This window comes from uncultured Roseobacter sp. (assembly GCF_947493125.1).
In the GTDB taxonomy this organism is placed as follows: domain Bacteria; phylum Pseudomonadota; class Alphaproteobacteria; order Rhodobacterales; family Rhodobacteraceae; genus Roseobacter.
The window spans coordinates 1-19,727 of record NZ_CANLQB010000002.1 but is presented as its reverse complement, the minus strand read 5'-3'; the positions used below and the strand labels follow the sequence as shown (position 1 = coordinate 19,727).

Annotated in this window: 22 protein-coding genes; 17 read left to right on the top strand and 5 right to left on the bottom strand. The window is 63.7% G+C overall.

Going from position 1 to position 19,727, the window contains the following annotated elements:
- Window positions 1-5 precede the first annotated feature (5 nt).
- The gene (locus Q1A71_RS03925; protein WP_299672024.1) at window positions 6-1,604 is read right to left on the bottom strand and encodes a HAMP domain-containing sensor histidine kinase; all 1,599 of its coding nucleotides are present in this window, start codon (window positions 1,602-1,604) and stop codon (window positions 6-8) included.
- 167 nt (window positions 1,605-1,771) lie between these two features.
- Between Q1A71_RS03925 and Q1A71_RS03920 the strand changes: the two genes are divergently transcribed.
- Complete coding sequence (locus tag Q1A71_RS03920) at window positions 1,772-1,975, top strand: hypothetical protein (RefSeq protein WP_299672022.1); 204 nt, start codon at window positions 1,772-1,774, stop codon at window positions 1,973-1,975.
- A 10-nt stretch (window positions 1,976-1,985) separates the two neighbouring features.
- On the opposite strand, the gene Q1A71_RS03915 is transcribed toward Q1A71_RS03920, so the two are convergent.
- Window positions 1,986-2,777 carry an ABC transporter permease gene (locus Q1A71_RS03915; RefSeq protein WP_299672020.1) on the bottom strand — a complete coding sequence of 264 codons (792 nt, stop codon included), beginning with the start codon at window positions 2,775-2,777 and terminating at the stop codon, window positions 1,986-1,988.
- Complete coding sequence (locus tag Q1A71_RS03910) at window positions 2,774-3,493, bottom strand: ABC transporter ATP-binding protein (protein ID WP_299672018.1); 720 nt, start codon at window positions 3,491-3,493, stop codon at window positions 2,774-2,776. The genes Q1A71_RS03915 and Q1A71_RS03910 overlap by 4 nt, the downstream gene beginning before the upstream one ends.
- 204 nt (window positions 3,494-3,697) lie before the next feature.
- On the opposite strand from Q1A71_RS03910, the gene Q1A71_RS03905 reads away from it, so the two are divergent.
- The 15 genes from Q1A71_RS03905 to Q1A71_RS03835 all read left to right on the top strand — a co-directional run bounded on the left by Q1A71_RS03905 (window position 3,698) and on the right by Q1A71_RS03835 (window position 16,810).
- Window positions 3,698-4,123, top strand: a complete 426-nt coding sequence (locus Q1A71_RS03905) for a thiosulfate oxidation carrier protein SoxY (protein WP_299672016.1) — start codon at window positions 3,698-3,700, stop codon at window positions 4,121-4,123.
- A 5-nt stretch (window positions 4,124-4,128) separates the two neighbouring features.
- Entirely contained in the window at window positions 4,129-4,458 is a 330-nt protein-coding gene (gene soxZ / locus Q1A71_RS03900) for a thiosulfate oxidation carrier complex protein SoxZ (protein WP_299672014.1), read from the top strand.
- Window positions 4,459-4,533: 75 nt separating this feature from the next.
- Window positions 4,534-5,451: a hypothetical protein gene (locus Q1A71_RS03895; RefSeq protein ID WP_299672012.1), complete on the top strand. Its 918-nt coding sequence runs from the start codon at window positions 4,534-4,536 to the stop codon at window positions 5,449-5,451.
- Between the two features lie 92 nt (window positions 5,452-5,543).
- Window positions 5,544-6,500: an AAA family ATPase gene (locus Q1A71_RS03890; RefSeq protein ID WP_299672010.1), complete on the top strand. Its 957-nt coding sequence runs from the start codon at window positions 5,544-5,546 to the stop codon at window positions 6,498-6,500.
- Window positions 6,497-7,402, top strand: coding sequence for a DUF58 domain-containing protein (locus tag Q1A71_RS03885; protein WP_299672008.1), 906 nt, complete (start codon window positions 6,497-6,499; stop codon window positions 7,400-7,402). The genes Q1A71_RS03890 and Q1A71_RS03885 overlap by 4 nt, the downstream gene beginning before the upstream one ends.
- Window positions 7,399-7,761: a hypothetical protein gene (locus tag Q1A71_RS03880; RefSeq protein WP_299672006.1), complete on the top strand. Its 363-nt coding sequence runs from the start codon at window positions 7,399-7,401 to the stop codon at window positions 7,759-7,761. The genes Q1A71_RS03885 and Q1A71_RS03880 overlap by 4 nt, the downstream gene beginning before the upstream one ends.
- Window positions 7,754-8,716: a VWA domain-containing protein gene (locus Q1A71_RS03875; protein ID WP_299672005.1), complete on the top strand. Its 963-nt coding sequence runs from the start codon at window positions 7,754-7,756 to the stop codon at window positions 8,714-8,716. The genes Q1A71_RS03880 and Q1A71_RS03875 overlap by 8 nt, the downstream gene beginning before the upstream one ends.
- Complete coding sequence (locus Q1A71_RS03870; protein ID WP_299672003.1) at window positions 8,677-9,612, top strand: VWA domain-containing protein; 936 nt, start codon at window positions 8,677-8,679, stop codon at window positions 9,610-9,612. The genes Q1A71_RS03875 and Q1A71_RS03870 overlap by 40 nt, the downstream gene beginning before the upstream one ends.
- Window positions 9,609-10,283, top strand: coding sequence for a hypothetical protein (locus Q1A71_RS03865; protein ID WP_299672001.1), 675 nt, complete (start codon window positions 9,609-9,611; stop codon window positions 10,281-10,283). Before Q1A71_RS03870 ends, Q1A71_RS03865 begins: the two co-directional genes overlap by 4 nt.
- 104 nt (window positions 10,284-10,387) lie before the next feature.
- Complete coding sequence (locus Q1A71_RS03860) at window positions 10,388-11,461, top strand: hypothetical protein (RefSeq protein ID WP_299671999.1); 1,074 nt, start codon at window positions 10,388-10,390, stop codon at window positions 11,459-11,461.
- Window positions 11,462-11,642: 181 nt separating this feature from the next.
- Window positions 11,643-12,356 (top strand): response regulator transcription factor, encoded by a 714-nt coding sequence (locus Q1A71_RS03855; protein ID WP_299671997.1) that lies wholly within the window; start codon window positions 11,643-11,645, stop codon window positions 12,354-12,356.
- 9 nt (window positions 12,357-12,365) lie between these two features.
- Window positions 12,366-13,523: an FIST N-terminal domain-containing protein gene (locus Q1A71_RS03850; protein WP_299671994.1), complete on the top strand. Its 1,158-nt coding sequence runs from the start codon at window positions 12,366-12,368 to the stop codon at window positions 13,521-13,523.
- Between the two features lie 2 nt (window positions 13,524-13,525).
- Window positions 13,526-15,754, top strand: coding sequence for a PAS-domain containing protein (locus Q1A71_RS03845; protein ID WP_299671992.1), 2,229 nt, complete (start codon window positions 13,526-13,528; stop codon window positions 15,752-15,754).
- 46 nt (window positions 15,755-15,800) lie between these two features.
- Window positions 15,801-16,460 (top strand): hypothetical protein, encoded by a 660-nt coding sequence (locus tag Q1A71_RS03840; protein WP_299671990.1) that lies wholly within the window; start codon window positions 15,801-15,803, stop codon window positions 16,458-16,460.
- Entirely contained in the window at window positions 16,457-16,810 is a 354-nt protein-coding gene (locus tag Q1A71_RS03835; protein WP_299671988.1) for a hypothetical protein, read from the top strand. The genes Q1A71_RS03840 and Q1A71_RS03835 overlap by 4 nt, the downstream gene beginning before the upstream one ends.
- 64 nt (window positions 16,811-16,874) lie before the next feature.
- Here the strand turns inward: Q1A71_RS03835 and Q1A71_RS03830 are convergent, their stop codons facing one another.
- The gene (locus tag Q1A71_RS03830) at window positions 16,875-17,687 is read right to left on the bottom strand and encodes a quinoprotein dehydrogenase-associated SoxYZ-like carrier (protein ID WP_299671986.1); all 813 of its coding nucleotides are present in this window, start codon (window positions 17,685-17,687) and stop codon (window positions 16,875-16,877) included.
- 124 nt (window positions 17,688-17,811) lie between these two features.
- Here Q1A71_RS03830 and Q1A71_RS03825 point away from each other — a divergent pair, with 124 nt between their 5' ends.
- Complete coding sequence (locus Q1A71_RS03825; RefSeq protein ID WP_299671984.1) at window positions 17,812-18,855, top strand: quinoprotein relay system zinc metallohydrolase 2; 1,044 nt, start codon at window positions 17,812-17,814, stop codon at window positions 18,853-18,855.
- On the opposite strand, the gene Q1A71_RS03820 is transcribed toward Q1A71_RS03825, so the two are convergent.
- Window positions 18,852-19,475 (bottom strand): hypothetical protein, encoded by a 624-nt coding sequence (locus tag Q1A71_RS03820; RefSeq protein ID WP_299671983.1) that lies wholly within the window; start codon window positions 19,473-19,475, stop codon window positions 18,852-18,854. The genes Q1A71_RS03825 and Q1A71_RS03820 overlap by 4 nt on opposite strands.
- Between the last annotated feature and the right edge of the window lie 252 nt (window positions 19,476-19,727).

Below are 19,727 nucleotides of genomic sequence, written 5' to 3'. Positions count from 1 at the left end.
GAAGCCTAGTCGGTCTGGCGGGGAAGGCGAACCGAGATTTTGGTCCCGGGTGCCGTGCCGAGCGCCTCCTTGTGGGGCACAGGGCTGGTCAGTGTGATGCGCCCGCCCTGTGCCTCGATCACCCATTTTGCCAGTGCAAGACCGACGCCGAACCCTTCGCCTGCGGTGGCGGATGCTCCTTGCGTGAAGCGGTCGAAAACCTGCGCTTGCTCGTCGCCTTTCACGCCGGGGCCGTTGTCGATGATATCAAGCTGCACCGCGGCGCGGTTGGCCGTTGCCTCGAGGCTGAGCGCCTTTCCTGCTCGCGCGTGACGGATGGCGTTGCGGATCAGGCTGACCAGCACCTGCCGCACCCAGTTGGGATCGCAGATCAGCGTGATGTCGGGCATCGGGCCGATCTGCAGTTCCAGTCCCGCGCTGTCGACCTCGGCCTGACTCTCGGTCCGGACCTCTTCCATCAGCGTGGGCAGAGGCGTGACGCTCGGGTCCAGGGCCAACTCACCTGTGTCAGATCGCGCCAGCCGCAGCAGATCGTCAATGCGCCTGTTGAGCCGCGCGGCCCGCGCTTCGATGGTGGCGAAGGCCGCCTCCGGCTCGGGGCTCCCGCTCTTGCCCAGTTGGGCCTCCATCAGGATCACGGTGAGCGGCGTGCGCAGTTCGTGGCTGATGTCGGCGAAGAACCGGCGGCGCCTGTCGTCGATCTCGGCCAGTTGCGCATTTGCGGTTCGCAGCGCCTCGGTGCGCTCCGCAATCGTCTCGTTGAGGCGCGCCCATTCCGCCTGCACCTCCTGTTGGCGCGCAAGCAGGGCGGCGGCCATGCGGTTGGTTTCGCTGGAGAGCTGGCCGATTTCGTCCGGGCGGGTGACGGGCAGATCCACAGAGAAATCCCCGGTTCCGATCTGATGGGCGGCGGCGCGCAGGCGGTCCAGCCGCGCGAACTGAGGGCGGATCAGACCGAAGGAGAAGGCGGCGACGGCAAGCGCTGTCGCTGCGGCGATCAACAGCGCGATGAGGGTCAACCGGTCGCGCAGCGCGTCAATGCCCGCGAGGATGTTGTTGCGGAAGAGCACCTCGGTGTTCACGGCCTGGCTCAGCAACTGGTCGAACTGGGATGCGAAAGCATCGAGATAGGCGCGCAGTCCGGCCACGTCGCTGTCATCTGTGGAAAGGCCGGTCTCGGTGCTGTCGAGCGCGGCTTGCATCCGCGCGATGCCGAGGGACTGTGTGCCATAGCGGGATTGTGCGTCGATCCCCAGTGCTTCGGCGGTTTGGACGGCGTCCTCCACATCCGCATGCAGTTGCACGAAGGTGCGCCGCATCTGGTCCATCACAGGAGTGATCCGGCCGATGCGGATCTCGGTCGGCTGGCCGGTTTGCACCGCCTCTGTGGCAACAACGAGGAACGTGGAGGCCTGCGTTGAGAGGCTCGCATAGCGCGCAATACGGGTCTCGGACGCGAGCGCCTCGTCGAGCCGCTCGGCCACCTCGTTGAGGCCGAAGTAAAGGATCAACGCGGTCAGTATGGTGCCAGCGCCAAGCAGCGCGGCGCCAAAGGTGAGCCTCAGCTTGAGCGAAAGCGCCGTATGTGCCTCGGGCGAACTCATTCTGCGAGGTCTCGGAAAAGAGGCAGATGCAGAAGAATTGGGCGGAAATCGCGCCGTTTGATCCCAAAATCGGGTGCCGGAGGCACGGTTAAGGAGTATTTTACCGATTTAAGTATAGGTTTTGGCCGTGCGCATGAGCAGAAAACAACTACAGGACCTTTCGCACCATGATCGAGCTTTTGTTTGTCGCGTGCCTCGCGACCGCACCGGAGGAGTGCCGTGAGCGCAGTCTCCTCTTCACCGATATCTCTCCGATGCAGTGCCTGATGGGCGCGCAGCCGGAACTGGCGAAGTGGACGGCCTCGCATCCCAACCAGGAAATCAAAAGCTGGCGCTGCCGTACAGTGACCTTGGCCGAAAAGGACGCCTGAGGCCACCGGTTCAGCCCTTGCGCTTCATCAGGCCCCGCGCCGGGTCATAACCCCAGACCGCAAGCAGGGTGAGCGCGACCGTGCTCAGGACGACCCAGGCAAAGGCGTGCAGATTGAACTGCAGATAGAGCAGGAAGCGGATCAACTCCACCACATGGGTGAAGGGGTTGAACGCGCAGATATCGCGCAGGAGCGGTGAGCTTTCCGCCATCTTCCACAGGGGGTAGAGGGCCGAAGAGAGGAAGAACATCGGGAAGATGACGAAGTTCATCACGCCCGCGAAGTTCTCCAGTTGCGAGATGAAGCTGGAGAGCACAAGACCCAGGGCGCCAAGCATCAGCCCGCCGAGGATGAGCCCGGGCAGCACCGCAATATAGCCCAACGTGGGCAGGGTGATGCCGAAAAGAGCTGCGATCCCCAGGAAGGCATAGACCTGCAGGATCGAGATGGCCGTGGACCCGAACAGGCGGCAGAACAGCAGCCACCAGCGCGGGAAGGGGCTGGTGAGCAACAGCCGCATAGAGCCCATCTCGCGGTCATAGACCAGGCTCAACGAGCTTTGCATGCCGTTGAAGAGCAGCACCATCGCGCAAAGGCCCGGCACGATGTAGGTCTCATAGGTGATATAGGTCTGATAGGGCGGAATGATCGAGAGGCCCAAGGCTGCCCGAAACCCCGCTGCGAAGATCAAAAGCCAAACGAGCGGGCGCACGAGGGCAGCGATGAATCGCTCGCGCTGGTGGATAAAGCGCAGGAATTCGCGACCCACTATGGCGCGGGTCACCCCCCAGAAGCCGCTCACGCTGTGGCTCCGGTTTGGGCGAGAAACCAGTCGGAAAGCGGGGTACCGCCGCGGATCTCGCCGGTGACGCCGCTGTGCAAGATTTGCCCGCGGTGCAGGACGAGAAGCGCGTCGCTGTCGCGCACCTCGTCGGTCAGATGTGTGGTCCACAGCACGCAGAGACCCTGCTCGGCGAGGTCATGCACATGCGCGGTGATCGCCGCACGGGCTGCGGCGTCGAGCCCCACCGTAGGTTCGTCAAGCAGCAGCACCTTAGGGTCATGCAGCAGCGCGCGGGCGAGTTCCATCCTGCGACGGTGCCCGCCGTTCAGCGCGCGCGCCTTTTCATCTGCCCGCGCGCGCATGTCGAGCCGGTCGAGCGCAGCGTCGATCCGGCCCGGCACCTCGCTGCGTGGCAGCCCGTGCAGGGCCGCGAAGTAGCCCAGGTTTTGGCGCACGGTCAGGTTCAGATCGAGCGTCGGCTGCTGGAAGACCACTCCCAGCGCGGCGAGCGCCTTGCGCGGGGCGGTGCGCAGGTCGTGCCCCGCGATGCTGATCTCGCCTTCAGGAGCCACAAGCAGCCGCGTGAGCAAGGACACCAGCGTCGATTTGCCCGCACCGTTGGGACCCAGCAAAGCGCAGAATCGTCCAGGGGCCACGTCGAGCGACACAGCATCGAGCGCGGTCTTCGGCCCATAGTGAAAACTCAAGCCTTGGACGCTCAGCCCCTCGGTCATGGCTGCGGCCGCGCTGAAGATGGTCTGGTCACGCGTCCTCCCCACTCGGCCCGGCCATGGGCGCAGATTGCCCGGAAAGCCGTGGCGCCACAAGCGCAGCGACTGCGCCTTTGGTCGCAACCGCACCTGGCACCTCACGAAGTTGTAACTGTGGGCCGGTGGCGCGATCGCATAGCCTGGAGAGGTCCGGGAGGAGGACTCACCTTGGAACTGACGCGGCGCAGATTACTGGCGTCTGGATCGGCCACGCTTTTGGCGCTAGGCTTTCCAGGCGATCTCTGGGCCGACGAAATCACAGCCGAACAGGCGATTGCGGCCTTTGCCAAGGGCGCTCGGGTGACGCCCGGTGGCGTGATCCTGACGGTGGAAGTCGTGGCCGAGGATGGCTTTCGAGTGCCGATCCGGGTGGCGGCCGAGGGGGCGGAGGCGCTGATGATCGTGGCTCCGGAGAACCCCGTGCCTCCCATTGCACTTGCGCGGTTTGGCCCCAAGGCAGCGGAGCAGCAACTGGCGACGCGCGTCCGATTGGCCCGGACGCAGGAGGTGCTGGCACTGGCACGGATGCCGGATGGCTCAGTGCGGCAGGTAAGCCAACGGGTCGACGTGGTCGTCGGCGGCTGTGGGGCATAAGCGCGATGGCGAGCGGGGTGAAATCACGGGTGAAGCTGCCGGAGACTGCGAAGGCGGGCGAGGTGATCACAATAAAGACGCTGATCACCCACCGCATGGAGAGTGGCCTGCGGCGAGACGATACGGGAGCGGTGATCCCGCGCTCGATCATTCACCGCTTTGTCTGCGGTTTCGAAGGCGAGACGGTCGTTGATGTCGAGATGCACCCCGGTGTCGCGACCAATCCGTTCTTTGAGTTCCGTGCGCGGGTGATGCAGAGCGGGGCGTTCACCTTCACCTGGTATGACGACGATGGTGCGGTCTATGCCGATAGCCGTGCGATCACGGTCACGTAAGAATAGGTGCATCATAAATCCGTGGACGGCTTGGGGCACGCGACCTAGGTTCCGGACCACCGGAGGATTTGCCCCATGCGCCAAGCTGTGATGTGTCTGTGTCTGCTGCTCTTGTCAGCCACTCATGCGGTCGCCGACAGAGCTGCCTACGTGGATCTCGCGCGGCAGGGTTGGAACTATCAGCTGCGAACGACGATGGTCGGGCGGGATCTGTCGATCCCTGTGCATATCAATGGCCGCGACCTTGCGGGCGCCAGCCTGTGTCTTGTGGGTGAACGCCCGCATCCCAACTCGCTGGAGGTGATCAATGCCTTTCGCGCACTGGCGCGCCATGTCTTCGGCAAGCCGCTGCCTATGCGCTATGCGGGCGCTGGCGCCGAAAACTGCGGATCGGGGCGCACTGTGGTGTTGCGGCTCTACTCCGGACATCCGCCCAATCAGGCGTTGTCGGATGATCTGAGCTGGATGAACGCGGTCTATCAGCTGGGGCTGCCGAGCCGCCGATACTTTGCTGCGACCTCGCCCGCGATGGCCCAGACATTCTTTGGCCGGCGGGGGCTGGGCACACATATCATGGTCAAGCAGCCACGCCGCGGCACGGTGGGCGCTTTGGAGCAGTCGTTTTATACATCCATTCTCGTAGAGGAGCTGTTCCAGTCTTTCACTTTTGGCATGGACATCCTGATATTCGACCGGGCCGCGGCGTTTCAGTCGAAGCTGCAGGAGACACCGTTGAACCTGGAGCGGATGCCCTGGGAATCGCGCGGTTTCATGCGGGCGCTGTTGCAGTCCAATCCGAGGGGCCTGTGTGCCTTTGATGTGTTCATGATGCACGCGGTGGCTGAGGCGCCGGTCGATCAGACAACGGAGCCTGGGTTCATCGACTATGTGGATACCGCCTATGATACGCTGGCGGCACAGGCGGCCGAGACCATGGCGGATACGCGCTTTGCCGCGCTGATCGCGCCGCGGTGTCAACGCGCCCCGGTCTGAGGGTCTCATACTTTCGGGTGTATTTGCGCGAGGGACCCGCAGGGGTACCGTGATCTCGGTAGGGCCGCCCGATGAGGCGGCCGGGAGGAGAGATGGATACAAGGCCCGAGCCTTCGGATCATGGCGTCTCGGCGCTGTCATCGGCGCTGGCGCATGGCCTGGTGGGCCATGAGGTTCTGATCGAGCGGCTGTTGGTGGCCTTGCTCGCCGGCGGGCATCTGCTTGTGGAAGGACCGCCCGGGCTCGCCAAGACGCGCGCGGTCAAATGGCTGTCGGACGCGGTGGAGGGCAGCTTTGCTCGCATTCAGTGCACGCCTGACCTGATGCCTTCAGATCTCACTGGCACGCCTGTCTACAAGCCTCAGGAGGGGACTTTCGAGTTCGTGCCCGGCCCGGTTTTCAACAACCTGGTGCTGGTCGATGAGATCAATCGCGCGCCGCCCAAGGTGCAGTCAGCGCTGCTGGAAGCCATGGCCGAGCATCAGGTCACGGCCGGGAACGAGACGCATCCGCTGCCTGACCCCTTTCTCGTGGTGGCGACGCAAAACCCGATTGAACATGACGGGACCTTCCCGCTGCCCGAGGCGCAGCTCGACCGCTTCCTGATGCATGTGGTTCTGGAGTTGCCGGGGCTGGAAACGGAGCGGCGCATCCTCGATCTGGTCGAAGCGGAAACGCAAGGTGGTGCGCCGCAGGCGCAGGCTCTCACGCTGGACGCGCTGTCCGACGCGCGCGGGGCGGTTCGCGCCATACATCTGGCGCCCGAGCTGCGGGACTTCATCGTGAGGTTGGTGCATACGACCCGAGAGGGGCCGCTGTCGGAGGATATCGAACATGCGGTCTCGCCGCGCGGCTCGCTCGCCCTGGCCGCTGCAGCGCGCGCGCGCGCCTACTTGCAGGGGCGCACCTATGCGATGCCGGAGGACGTGACGGCTCTGGCCGGAGATGCGCTGGCGCATCGGATGGTTTTGAGCTGGCGCGCTGTCGCCGACGGGCGCAGGCCACGCGACGTCGTGGCGGATATCCTGGCCGCCACCCCGCCCTTATGAGCGCGGTGCTCGACGTCCCGGGCGTTTCGCTCCGTTCCGACCATCTGATTGCATTGCGCCGTGTGGCGCTGGCCGCCCAGAGTGCGCCCGTGCTGGCCGCGCTGCCAGGTGGTTTCGCGACCCGACGCAAGGGGCATGGGCTCGAGGTCGCCGACATGCGCGAATATGTGGTCGGTGATGATCTACGGCATCTGGATCGGGGCACCACAGCGCGGACGGGGCGGTTGCACGTGCGACAGTTCCAGGAGGAGCGCGACCGTGTGAGCCTGCTGATCGCCGATTTTCGCCCAGCAATGTTCTGGGGCCTGCGGCGGGCCTTCCGCTCGGTCTGTGTCGCCGAAGCGTTGAGCCTCATTGGCTGGAGCGTGGTGGAAAGCGGCGGGCGTGTCGGTTTGCTCGCGCTTACTGCGGCGCAGCCGCTCATCGTGCCCGCCCGGGGACGGACGCGAGGCATGCTTGACGTCATCGGCGGCCTGGTCGAGGCGCATCAGGGAGCACTTGCGGAAATGGCAGCGGGCCGGGGTGGAGACCCGCCCCTCGATCAGGCGCTGTCGCGGGCGGACCGGCTGGTGCCGTCGGGATCGGAGCTGGTCATCGCTTCGGGATTCGATACGCCGGGGCCTGCTTTTGACGACCGGCTGGATGCGCTGGCGCGGCGCCGCAGGCCGCGGCTCTTGCTGGTCACGGACGCGCAGATCGGGCGCATGCCGCAGGGCCGCTATCCAATCCGCCTGGCGGATGGGCGGCGATTGCGGTTGCGCCTGGGCGGTGTCGCGTCTGAGGCGGAGACGCACATGCGTCCTATCGTCGGTCGCGCCACGCTTGTGCTGGATGCCGGCGAGAGCGTCGAGGACACGGCCCGTCGCATCGTTGCGGGCGCTCCGGCGGAGCACGCGGCGTGACCGACCGTGCGCTCAGCGAGGAGGCGATGCTTGCGAGCCTGCGCGACATCCACCTGCCCGCAGAGGCAGCCGGGGGGATCGCGGCGGACGTCGCTGCGGTGATCGGGCTGGGCTGCCTCGGCGCGCTTTTCTTTGCCGGGCTGATCCGTTTATTGAGCCTAAGAGTGCGCAAACCGGCGCCTGCTGACCCTTTGGTTGCGGTGCAGGACTTGCCGGAGGCCGAGCGCCGAGTGGCACTGTTGCATGTTCTGCGGGAGGCGGCGCCGGAACGCTATGCCGCGATCCGCGGGGCGATTTATGCGCCTGGCGGTGGGGTCGATCTGGCCACGCTGGAAGCGGAGGTCCGCGCGCATGCTTGAGCTGGCCGATCCCTGGATCCTGCTGCTTTTGCCGCTGCCCCTGCTCGCGATGCGGCTGCTTGGCGCCGAGCAGATGGTTGGTGGGGCGATCATGGTGCCGGACCGGATCGGTGGTGCCATGATCGCAGCGGAAGAGCGGCGCGCAGGGCCAACCGACCTGCGGATGCGGCGGTCTGTGCTGTGTGGGGTTTGGGCGCTGCTCCTGCTGGCAGCGGCGGGTCCGCGCGATCTGGCACCTGTTTCGGCGCTGAAGGTCACCGGGCGTGATTTGGCGATCGTGTTGGACCTCTCCGGCTCGATGGTCCGCGATGACTTCTATCTCAATGATCGCCAGATCACCCGGCTGGAGGCGGTCACCGCCGTAGGGGCCGATTTCGCACGGCGCCGCGGCGGGGATCGTGTGGCGCTGATCGTCTTTGGCTCCGAAGCCTATTACGCGGCACCCTTCACCTTCGACGTGGAGGCCATCGCCAAGCGCATCGACGAGGCTGTCATTGGCATATCGGGGCGGGCGACCAATATCTCGGACGGGTTGGGCCTTGCCATCAAGCGCATGGCCGATAGCGACGCGGCAAGTCGGGTGGTCATCCTGCTGTCGGACGGGGTGAACAACGCCGGCGCCACCAACCCGCGCGGGGTCGCGGAACTTGCCGCCAGCATGGACATTCGCGTGCATACGATTGCTTTGGGACCGAAGGATCTGAGCACCGCCGCGGAGGGCGAGCGCGGAGTGGTCGATGCCGCGACCTTGCGGGCGATTTCGGACATTTCAGGCGGCGAGAGCTTTCGGGTCAGGACAACGGATGATCTGGCCGTTGTGGCGGAGGCGCTGGACCGGCTGGAGGCGACCGATGGCGACGGGCTGGCGGCTGAGGTCTTCCGCGACTACTGGATGTGGCCCGCAGGTCTCGCCGTATGCCTGGGGCTGTGGTTGGGCTGGAGAGAGTTGTCATGAACGGGCTGGAGTTGACCCTGCTGCGGCCGTTGTGGTTGCTGGCCTTGCCGGTGCTCGGTGTGGCGGGCTGGTGGCTCTACCGGCGGCGCGGCGGGCTGGGCGATTGGCAAAGGGCGTCCGATCCGGCGCTGCTCCGCGCCATGGTGGCGCTGGGGCGGGTGGACAAAAGTGCCAGCGGCGCGCCGTTGCTGGCACTGCTGGCAGCACTTGGACTGGTGGTGATTGGCCTGGCTGGCCCTGCGGTCGAGCGGCGCGATACGCTGTCCTTTCGCAATCTCGACGCCGTGATTTTTGTGATTGATGCCTCGCCCAGTGTGACCGAGCATACGCGTTGGCCGCAGATGCTGACGATGGGCCGGTTCGGCCTTGCCGCGCTTGGCACGCGTCCCGGCGGGCTGATTGTTTTTGCGGGCGATGCCTATGTGGCCAGCGATGTGACGCTCGATCATCTGCAGTTGGGGCAGACGCTGTCGCTGATCGGTCCGGAAACGGTGCCCGACCCCGGATCGCGGCCCGAACGCGGGTTGCAGAGGGCGGTGGAGATGCTGGACGATGCGGAGGTTTTGGCGGGGGATGTGATCCTTTTGACTGACGGCGCCGGGCTGGCCTCGCCCTCCCTGCAGATGGCTTGGGCGATCGCGGCTCGGGGCGCGCGCCTGTCGCTGGTCGCGCTGGACGGGGTGTCGGCCGGTTTCGAGACCCACGCGGCGGCGGGGCAGGGCCGGGTCTTCACCCTTGATCAAACCGAGGATCTGGCGACTTGGCTTTCATCGGCAGCACGAACGCAGTTGGAGCAGCAGGACTATCCGCTGCTCTTCTGGCAGGACGTGGGGCGATATCTCCTGCTTTTGGCACTCGTCCCAATGCTGTTTCTATTCCGGAAAGAGGTGGCATGAGGGTCTTGGCCGCGATATCGGCCCTGGCGCTGGGCGTCGCCGTCCTGCTGGGAGGTCCGGCGCCGTTCGGCCGGGTTTTGATGGCCGGGGGGTTGCCGCAATTTGCGGTCCCTTTCTTTGCCTCGGCAGACTGGCAGGGGGCGGCGCTCTACCGGGCGGGGCGCTATGATGCGGCAGCGGCGCGGTTTGCCGAGGCCCGCGACCCGTTCAACCTTGGCAATGCCGAAGCGCATCGGGGCCGGCATGCCGCCGCCCTTGAGGCGTTCGATCTGGCGCGGGCGCGTGGACACCCCGATGCGCAGGCGAATTTCGACGTGGTGGCGGCTTACTATGCGGGCTTGGGTATAGATCCCGAGGCGCTCGGGCTCTTTCCGGAGCGTAAGGACGGTCCGAGCAAGGACAGCTTTGTCGCGCGTGGTGATGGCCGCGCGGCTGGCACCGGGGACGAGGTCACCAACACCAACACGATGCTGGGGCTGGCCGAGTTGCAGAGCCGGGGGCGGTTGGGGGTGCGGCGGGTTTTTGATGACAAGTTCATGGTTGCCGATGCACGCTGGCTTGAGCAGCTTGCGGATGTGCCCGGCGAGTACATGGCGGCGCGGATTGCGCAGGAGCACAAGCGGCGGGTGAAGGCCGGCGTGGCCCCCCCACCGCCGGACGATCCGCGATGAGGGCGCTGCTGTGTCTCCTCTGCCTGTTGCTGCCAACCGGGCTTCTCGCACAGTCGAGGACGGTCTCGCCCTCGGATCTCGAATTATGGATCGAGGTGGAGGAGATGGCACATCCACCGTTGGTGCGGGAGATGGTGTTGATCACCATCCGTGGCATCTATCGGCGCCACATCACGCGTGAGAAACTGACGCAGCCGGATCTGGAGGGGTTCAACTGGACGCAGCTTGGCAATGACGACTGGCGCGAGGAGCGGCTGAACGGCGAGAAGGTCAAGACATTCCGGCGCCGTATGGCGGTTTACCCGGACCGCGCCGGCTCACTGACCATTGGCGCATTTGCGCATCAGCTGACCCTGACCGATGAGAAGGATGACTGGTTCGAGCATGCGGTTCTGTCCGAACCGGTCACGCTCGAAGTGGCACCGGCACCTGATGCGGGCACGTGGTGGTTCCCGGTGCGCGACCTGAAGATTTCCGATCAGTGGTCAAATTCGCCGGATCAGTTGAAACCGGGCGAGGGGGTGCTGCGTGTGGTGCGGATCGAGGCGCTGGGGGTCACGCCCGAGATGCTGCCCCCGATGCCGGAGCTGACATCGCCCTCGGCGATGATCTTTCCCCACCCTGAGAAGCGTTTCGTCGAGCTGTCGCCGAACGGGCCGCAGTCCTTCGCGTTCTGGCGCTGGACGATCCGGCCCAGCAACGACACCTCCACCATCGTCGAGCCGTTGAGTTTTGACTATTTCGACACTGCAAACCGGGTTGTGCGCAGCGTGACGATCAGCGCGCAGCGCGTGGCTTATGGCGACGTCGTGCCGGATGCGCTTGCCGCCACGCCGGACGCGACCCCTAATCCCGCGCGGCTGCCCGGGTGGGGCCTGGCAGTGCTCGCCTCTGTCGTCGGCCTTCTCGGTACGATTTACGGGTGCAGCGGGCGCCAATGGCACGGGCTGAAGGCTCTGCAGCGGTTTGGCCCCCTCGATCCGCTTGCGCGGCAGCTGCGGCGCGCTGCGCGGCGCGGACAGATTCAGGAGGTCAGACGTTCAGCAATTGCAATGCTGGAGCGCGATGGCCCGTCTGACAGGCGTGCAAAACTGTTGCGCCATTTGGATACCGCGGTCTTCAGTCCAGCCCGGGACACTTGTCCCCTGGTACCTTTTGCACGGTCCTTTCTGGCCTGACGATGATTCTGCGCCGCTGGGCGCTCATTGGGAAAGTTGTGCAAAATAGTGACAAAACAGGTGGTTGGAGGATGGAAAATCCCTTCAGTCTTGTAGGTTTGCCGCGGTTTTGGGCGCAGATGAGCACTATTGGTTGAAAACGAGACCAGCCCGGTTACGATCAACATCGGGAGGAACCTTAATGGAACACGCATGTGCGCCTGCTGTTCGGGGTGTGGTTTCGGACATTCTGATTGTTGATGATCATCCGCTGTACAGCGATGCGCTGGAATCTGCGCTGGAGATCGTCTTTGACGCGCCGACCATTCGAAAAGCTCAGAATCTCGCCGACGCCTTGAACGAGGCCAAGACCGGATTTGCCCCGGAGCTTGTCATGTTTGATCTCAAGCTGCCGGATGTGAGCGGCATTTCGGGGTTTGAGAGCCTGCGCGAGCAGCTGCCGGATGCGAAGATCCTCGTGGTCTCGTCACTGGCGTCCTTTGACCTGGTTCAATCTCTTCTGAAACGCGGGGCGTCGGGTTTCTTGCCGAAAGACACCCCGGCCAGCGGGTTGCGCAAGGCTTTGGCGGATATCGTAGAAGGGCGTACCTATGTGCCCAAGGACTATCAGACGCCGGACTACAGTCCTGAAAGCATTGAGGTCTTCGATCATCCGAAGCTGGCCGAGCTGACACCGCAGCAGAAGCGCATCATGCGGCTGATCTGTTGCGGCAAACCGAACAAGCAGATTGCCTATGAGCTGTCACTCGCCGAAGCGACTGTGAAGGCGCATATCACCGCCTTGCTGAGGCGGCTCGGCGTGCATAACCGGACCCAGGCCGTTGTCATGGTGGAAGGGGTGATGGCCTCGCAACGCGGTGCGGAGCCGGAGGCACGCGCCTTCCTGATGCAATAGGGGGCGCCAATGCTCGATGAGCGCGCTCATCCCTCCTGTATCTCCGTCGCAGTGTCCCGCGCGGTTGGTGAAGCCTATGCGGCGCGCAATGCCGCGGCGCAGATCAAGTGCAGCGACACGTGTTTTGTTCTGGCCTTCGTGCCCGGCGATCTTGATGGTAGACTTGTCGCGGCGACCCTGGACGAGGCGCTGGAAGGTGTACCGGTCTTTGGCTGTTCGACTGCGGGTCAGATCACGACACATGGCTATGAGAACGACGCACTGCTGCTGCTGGCCTTCCCGAAGGCGCATTTTCGCTGTTCTTCGATCCTGTTCGAACCGCTCAAACCGCTGTCGACCACAGCCATTGCCGCCGCGGCGCAGCGCCATGAGAAGACGTTCTCCCACACGGCCGGGTGGAACAGACTTGGGCTGATCCTGGCGGATGGGCTGTCGAAGCAGGAAGACGTGCTGATCTCGACACTGGAGACGGTGCTGGACGATCTGCCAGTCTTCGGGGGGTCCGCCGGGGATGCGCTGCGCTTTGAGGAAACCTATGTGCTGCACCAGGGCCGCTGTTACAGCAATGCGGCGACGCTTTTGCTGTTGGAAACGGATTTGCCCTTCCGCGGCATCGGGTTCGATCATTTCTTGCCGGGTGGCAGCCCGATCGTGATCACTGACGCGGACCCGGACGAGCGCAAGGTGTTCGAGATCAACGGCGCGCCGGCCGCGCAGGAGTATGCGCGGCTGGTGGGCTGCTCGGTGGCGGATCTCTCGCCCCAGATCTTTGCCGAGAACCCCATGCTGATCGAGTACAAGGATCGCCATTATGTCCGTGCGATTTCCGATGCGGGGGAGGATGACGCACTGTCGTTTCTGGCAGCAATTGACGATGGGCTGATCATGACACTTGGGCAGGGGCAGGAGATCGTCCACACCCTGCAAAGCGGCCTCGACATCCGGGATGAGCAAGGTCGACGCCCGGATTTCATCCTCGGATTCGACTGCGTCTTGCGCAAGCTGGAGATCGAGCAGAAACAACTGGGTCGCGCCGTCTCGGAGGTGTTGAGTGCGGCAAACGTGGTTGGTTTCAACACCTATGGCGAGCAGCATTGCGGCGTGCACATGAACCAGACCCTGGTAGGCGTGGCGTTTTTCGGGCCGGATCAGAGGAACCTCTATTGAGCATGATTGACCCAGACGACCCGCCTCAGGCGCAGGTTGAGAAGCAGGCCAAGATCATCGACGCGTTGATCCGCCGGGCGAGCCGTCAGAAAGACGTGGGTCCTTCGGCTTACCGTGCGTTTCAGTCCGCTATTGATCTGCAACAGCAGGTCGCGGCGCAGACCATCGAGCTGGAAAGCGCGCGGTCGGAGCGGGAGCGCACCCGCAAGACGCTTGCGGAGGCGCTGGCCACGATGGAGGAGGGGCTTGCCCTCTTCTCCGATGGGGCGCTCAATATATGCAACGATCTGTTCATCGGTCTGTTGCCCGATGTCTCCGACCAGATCGTGCCGGGGCTGACGCTGGAGCAGTATTTCCGCCTTATGGCGCAGAGCAAACACCTGGTGTCGACCGACCGCAAGCTGTCGAAGCTGACCCGCGCGCTCGGCAGTGCGCAGGCGGCGGGCGCGGTTGTGTCGGTGATCGTGGAGGTGCCGCGGGACCGGTGGTATCAGCTGAGCGCGCAGCAGACCTCCCATGAGAATACGGTGCTGCTGCTTACTGAGATCACGGCGCTCGTGCGGCATAACCGCCGCGAAAAGGAGCATCTGATTGACCGCCAGTCCGACTATCTGCAGGCGGTCTTTCAGAACATGACCGCGGGTGTCTGTACGTTTTCGGCCTCTGGTGAAGTGATGATGCACAACGGCCGCTTCCGGGACATTCTGGGCGTGCCGCTGGCGATGGTGCAGCCGGGTACACCATTGCAGGACCTGTTGGATTTCATGCGGACCCGCGGGCTGATCGACGATGCAGCGCTGACACGCAAGGAGGTCTGGCGGGCGGAGCTGTCGCGCAAGGGCGCGCTGACCGCCCGTGTCTCGCACGGGGCTGACCGCGTGCTGGACGTGCAGGTCAACGCGTTGCCGGATGACGGGTTCATCGTGGAGCTGAAGGACGTGACACTCGAAACGCGCTCCACGGAAATTCTTGAGAACCGGGTGCTGGAGCGCACTGCAGAGCTGACGCGTGCCAATGCCAGCCTCACCGAACAATACGAGGAAAAAGCACGGGTCGAGGAGGAGTTGCGCGTCGCCAAGGAGCGTGCGGAGGCGGCGGTCTCCTCCAAGACACGCTTTCTGGCCGCCGCGAGCCATGATCTCTTGCAGCCGATCAATGCGGCAAAGCTGCTGATTTCCTCCCTCGAGGAAACGACGCGCGAGACCCGGTTCCGCCCAATGGTTGAGCGTCTGCAGGGGGCCTTTGCGTCTGCCGAATATCTGCTGCACTCGCTCCTCGATATCTCGCGCCTGGAAAGCGCGGATCCGGATACGGTTACGGTCACCGACGTGAGCCTTCAGGGGTTGATGGAAGGCGTGCGCGCCGATCAGGCGCTCGTGGCAGCGCAGAAGCACGTCCGGCTCGACGTGGTCCCGTGTAGCCTCGTTGTGCGGTCGGACCCGGTCTACCTGCTGCGCTCAATCCAGAACCTGGTGGTGAATGCGATCCAATATACCGACCCCGGAGGCCGCGTTCTGCTGGGATGCCGCCGCAGGGGCGCGCGCGTGGCGCTGGAGGTCTGGGATACGGGCATCGGGATTTCTGCCCGGGATCAGCTGCGCATTTTCGACGAGTTTACCCGGGCGGAGAATGTTCCCATCGGCTCGGGTGTCGGTCTGGGCCTGTCGGTGGTGGATCGGGCCTGCCGCCTGCTGGGGCATGATCTCAAGGTGCGTTCAAAACCCCGAACTGGGTCGGTCTTTAGCATCGAGATGGATGTGGTGGACCGGCAGGCAGTCAACATCGTGCCTTTCGGCCCGGCCGAGGACAGTTTCGACGGCACGCTCGATTGCATCGCGCTGGTGATCGAGAACGATGCGGACGTGCTTTATGGCGCCACGCAATGGCTGGAGCTGCGCGGCGCGAGTGTGCTGCCTGCGCGCTCGACGCAGGAAGCGCTCACCCATGTCGCCGATCTGGGCATGCCGCCGGATATCATCTTGGCAGACTATCAGCTCGATGGCGACGACACCGGAGTTCAGGCCACCCAGGACATCCGGGCGGCAACGCAGGCCAATGTGCCCGCCATCCTCATCACCGCCGACCGCAGCGATAGTGTGCGGCGCCTTGGGACACAGAACGATATGTCGGTGTTGACGAAACCGGCCGAGTTGTCACGGTTACTGCCGCTGATTGACTGGAAAATTCGAGGGGCGGACGCTGCGAGGGACACCGACAAAAGTCGGCGGTGACAGGTCCGGGGAACGGGGCGCACACTGAGGACCGGGAGGAGAGACAATGATCAGGCTGACGGCATTTGCACTTGTAGCGGGGCTTTGTGCGAGCGTGGTTTCGGCCAGCCCGCTTGCGGGGGAGAAGACCTATGACATGCTGTTCCGCACCGGCACGCTGGACCGGATCGACCGGGATGCGGAGCTGGTCTATCGCCGCGAGGTGGCGAGCGCACTGAAGCCAGATGCAGAGGGTCGCGACACGGGCGACATCGCACTGAGCTTCCGTGAAGGCGAGGCCCCAATGGCGCTGCTCGAGTTCCGGCAGGGCAGCAAACATAAGGCGCTTGGCAGTTTCCCGGCGAGCGTTGGAAACCCCGTCATCATGTACTTTTATGAAACCGTGGTCCGCGACATGGCCGAGGCTGCAGGTGGCAGCCCGTTCTATATTCGCAATCGCGTGAAGGACGCGCTTATTCAGACGTCGGATATCGAGGCCGGCCAGGCGGTGGTGGCGGGCAAGACTGTCAGCACGCAGACCATCCGCCTTTATCCCTTTGCGAACGATCCCAACCGCGACCGGATGCGAGGGTTCGGCGATCTGGAATTGCGCGTGACCATGTCCGAAGAGGTGCCGGGCTGGTACACCAGCCTCGTTGCTGAAGCGTCGGGTGGGGAGATCTACAAGTCCGAAATCCTGTTCGACCGGATGGATGACACGCCATGAGACATGTCCTTTGCGCCGTTGTGATGGCTGCCAGCTTGCCGGGCGCAACGCTTGCGCAGTCGGTGGCGGAGCAATTGAATGATTACCCCACAGCTGCGCGGGCGGATTATGTCTTCGCCTGCATGGTCACAAACGGGCAGACGCGCGAGATGCTCGACCGCTGTGCCTGCTCCATAGACGAGATCGCTTCGATCCTGCCGTACGAGAAGTATCTGGAGGCGGAGACCGTCCTGTCCATGCGCCGCGTGGGTGGCGAGCGGATGTCGTTCTTCCAAAGTGCTGCCATGGCCGAGAATATGGTTGCCGACCTTCGGCGCGCGCAGGCGGAAGCCGAGATCATCTGCTTCTAGGATTGATCTGGCCAGGGAAAAGGCCGCGCTCGGGCAGGCGCGACTGCTTCAAAAACCAGTTTTGTCAGCCACTGACGGACTTCGGCAAATTGCTCTCGAAGCTGTTGCCGTCCGTATCGGTCGCCTTCACCGTCAATGCGGTGGCACCATTGTCATTATACGCGAAGCGGAAAACCGGGTTTTCGGATATCGAGATGCCACCGTCCATGGTGAAGAGCAACTCCTCCCCCTGCCAGACCTCCAGGTGGTCAATGAAATGTGCAGGGATGAACAGCTGCGTGATCTGATCGCGCTGCAGGCCGGAATAGTTCGGATGACGTATCATGATCTGCGCCTCGCGGCGCGGTGTGGACATCTGGGCGCTGTCATCAAAGCTGCGCAGTTTCATCTTGCCCATGTTGGCGAGTGCCACGTCGGGGTCCTTTGTGGCAGGTGCCGAGCAGCCTCCTGAGGCTTTCACATAGCGCCCGGTCATATGCAGACCATCCGGTGTCTCGACGATGACGCGGACGTTGGAGTACTGATTCACCCGGACGCGCATTTCGAAATCCAGCGTGCCCATGGCGGGCGAGAAGCCAAAAACAGCAGCCACGGGGGCGGGGTTTTCGTCGATGACGACTGTCGCGGCTGAAATCGTTGCCGAAGGGTCGGTCTGCTTGAGAACGATCGGTACGGTGGCTGCGTCATGTGCGCGATAGGGCGCGTCGATGCTCAGCAGCCCGTCTGCGGAGCCGATGCTGGCATCCCCCACCACATCCTCGCGCAGGTCGTTCCACGTTTCGCTCTCGGTCAGCGGATTTTTCACGGCATCAGTCGCCCAGGCGGGCCCTGCCATCAACGCAACGAGAGCTGCGGTGTGCACAAATTTCATCGCCATATCTGCCTCCTCCAGCACAGATGTGCGGGTTATATCGCATAAAACGGCGGAAAATGACACACATACCTATGGCTGATTGGGTGAGCGCGGTCGCTGTGGAATGCTGCGGCGGGAAGGAGCCGCCATGTTCGAAGCCATCATTGCCCTCTGCGCCAGCCTCGAAGATGGTCCGTGCCGCGATCACCTTCTGCCGGGGTATGAGAGCGACACCCTGGCCGCCTGCGAGGCCGCGCTCGACGACCGTATGCCCGATTTGACGGTTTTCGCGGGTCTGGAGGCGCGGGGCTCGCCACGATGTGAGGTCGTTGGTTCCGCGCTCGAAGTTGTGGAGGTCGGCCCTGGCGTCTTTGTCCATGTGGGTGCGATTGCAGAGCCGAACCGGTCCAACCGAGGCGATACCAGCAATCTGGGCTTCGTCATTGGCGAGAGCAGCGTTGCAGTGATCGACACCGGGACGGCGCGGTGGATGGGCGAGGCGCTCTGGCGCGCGATCCGGGCTGAGACCTCGAAGCCCATCAGCCACGTCATCATCACCCATATGCATCCCGATCATTCCCTCGGCGCAAGCCCGTTTGTCGAGGCAGGGTCCGAGAGTGTCGGTCATGCGAACCTGTCGCGGGCTCTTTCGGATCGGCAGGCGAACTATCTTGAGAGCTTGGGTCTGTTGGTGGGGCCAGAGATCATGCTGGGCACGCGGGCCGTTGCCGTAGACTGGCCCATTGAAAAGACGGCAGAAATCGACCTCGGTGGACGGGTGCTGCACCTTCGGGCCTGGCCGATGGCGCACACGGGAACCGACCTCACGGTGCTGGATGAAACCACGGGCACCTTCTTCGCAGGCGATTTGATCTTTGATTTGCATACACCTGCGCTTGACGGCCGTTTGCGCGGGTGGCGTGCGGTTCTGGCGGAATTGGGTTCGGAGGCATTCGGTCAGGTCGTCCCGGGGCATGGTGGTCCGGTTGTGGAATGGCCGGATGGGCTGGTGCCGATGGACCGCTACCTGAGTGTGCTGGAGGCTGACACGCGCGCGGCGATTGACGCGGGCCAGCGGCTGGGCGAGGCGGTAGAGGAGATTGCCGCCGGAGAGTCGCAGCACTGGGCGCTGTTCGAGGCCTACAATCCGCGCAACGCAACCGTGGCGTTCACGGAACTGGAGTGGGACTAGCCCTGCTCTTGGACAGATTGATTTAGCATCTGGGCAATGCTGAACAGACGCCGTTCCAGCAAGGTGGGCGTCTCGCACAGATACGCAATGTTACGCTGCCGGTCCGTGTAGATCACCTGATCCCAGTCCAGCCGTTCTTCCAGCATATCGACCTTGTCGAAGTCTGGCTCGTCCGTGCTCATGATCGTATCCATCTCCATGCGGAGCGAGTCGATCTTGTCGGCGAGCGCAATCTGACCGAGTGAGAAATCCTCGATACCGGTCATGATTCGGCTTCTGCGTTTGGAGAGCGTGTCGAAGACTTCGGAGAACACCAGGCCCAGTGCCTCGGGATCGCCGTCATAGGTCTCGGCGAAAGCGGCAACGCGGGGCTGCAAGCTCTCGAGTTCGACGCGGCGCAGCGAAAGATATCCCGCCAATTCGATAACATCGGCTTTCATGGCGTCGCTGATCGGGGCAGCCTCCGGATCGAGCGGATGCGGCCACATCAGACCTAGCGACAATGTCTCGACCTTGCGCTGGACGCAGGGCCATGTGGGGTCCGAATAATCGGCGGCCTGAGCTGATAGCGCACAGGCGAGCGCCGTCGCGACAACGGCAGAGGACAAGCGGTACGGCATCCGGGCTCTCCTAATCTTTGCGATCTTTTCGACTATGGGCCATGGCGTTGTGGGCTGTCCACAGCACCGAATACCCACCATTGTCTTAATTGTTCGGGCCGGGATGCGACGCGCATACTTCTGGTAGAAAGCGCGCGGCTTTTCAAAGCCATGCCGCAAGGGAGGATCTTGAAGAATGAAAACCCGCGCAGCGGTTGCGGTTGCTGCTGGTCAGCCGCTTGAGGTGATGGAGGTGATGCTTGAGGGGCCGCG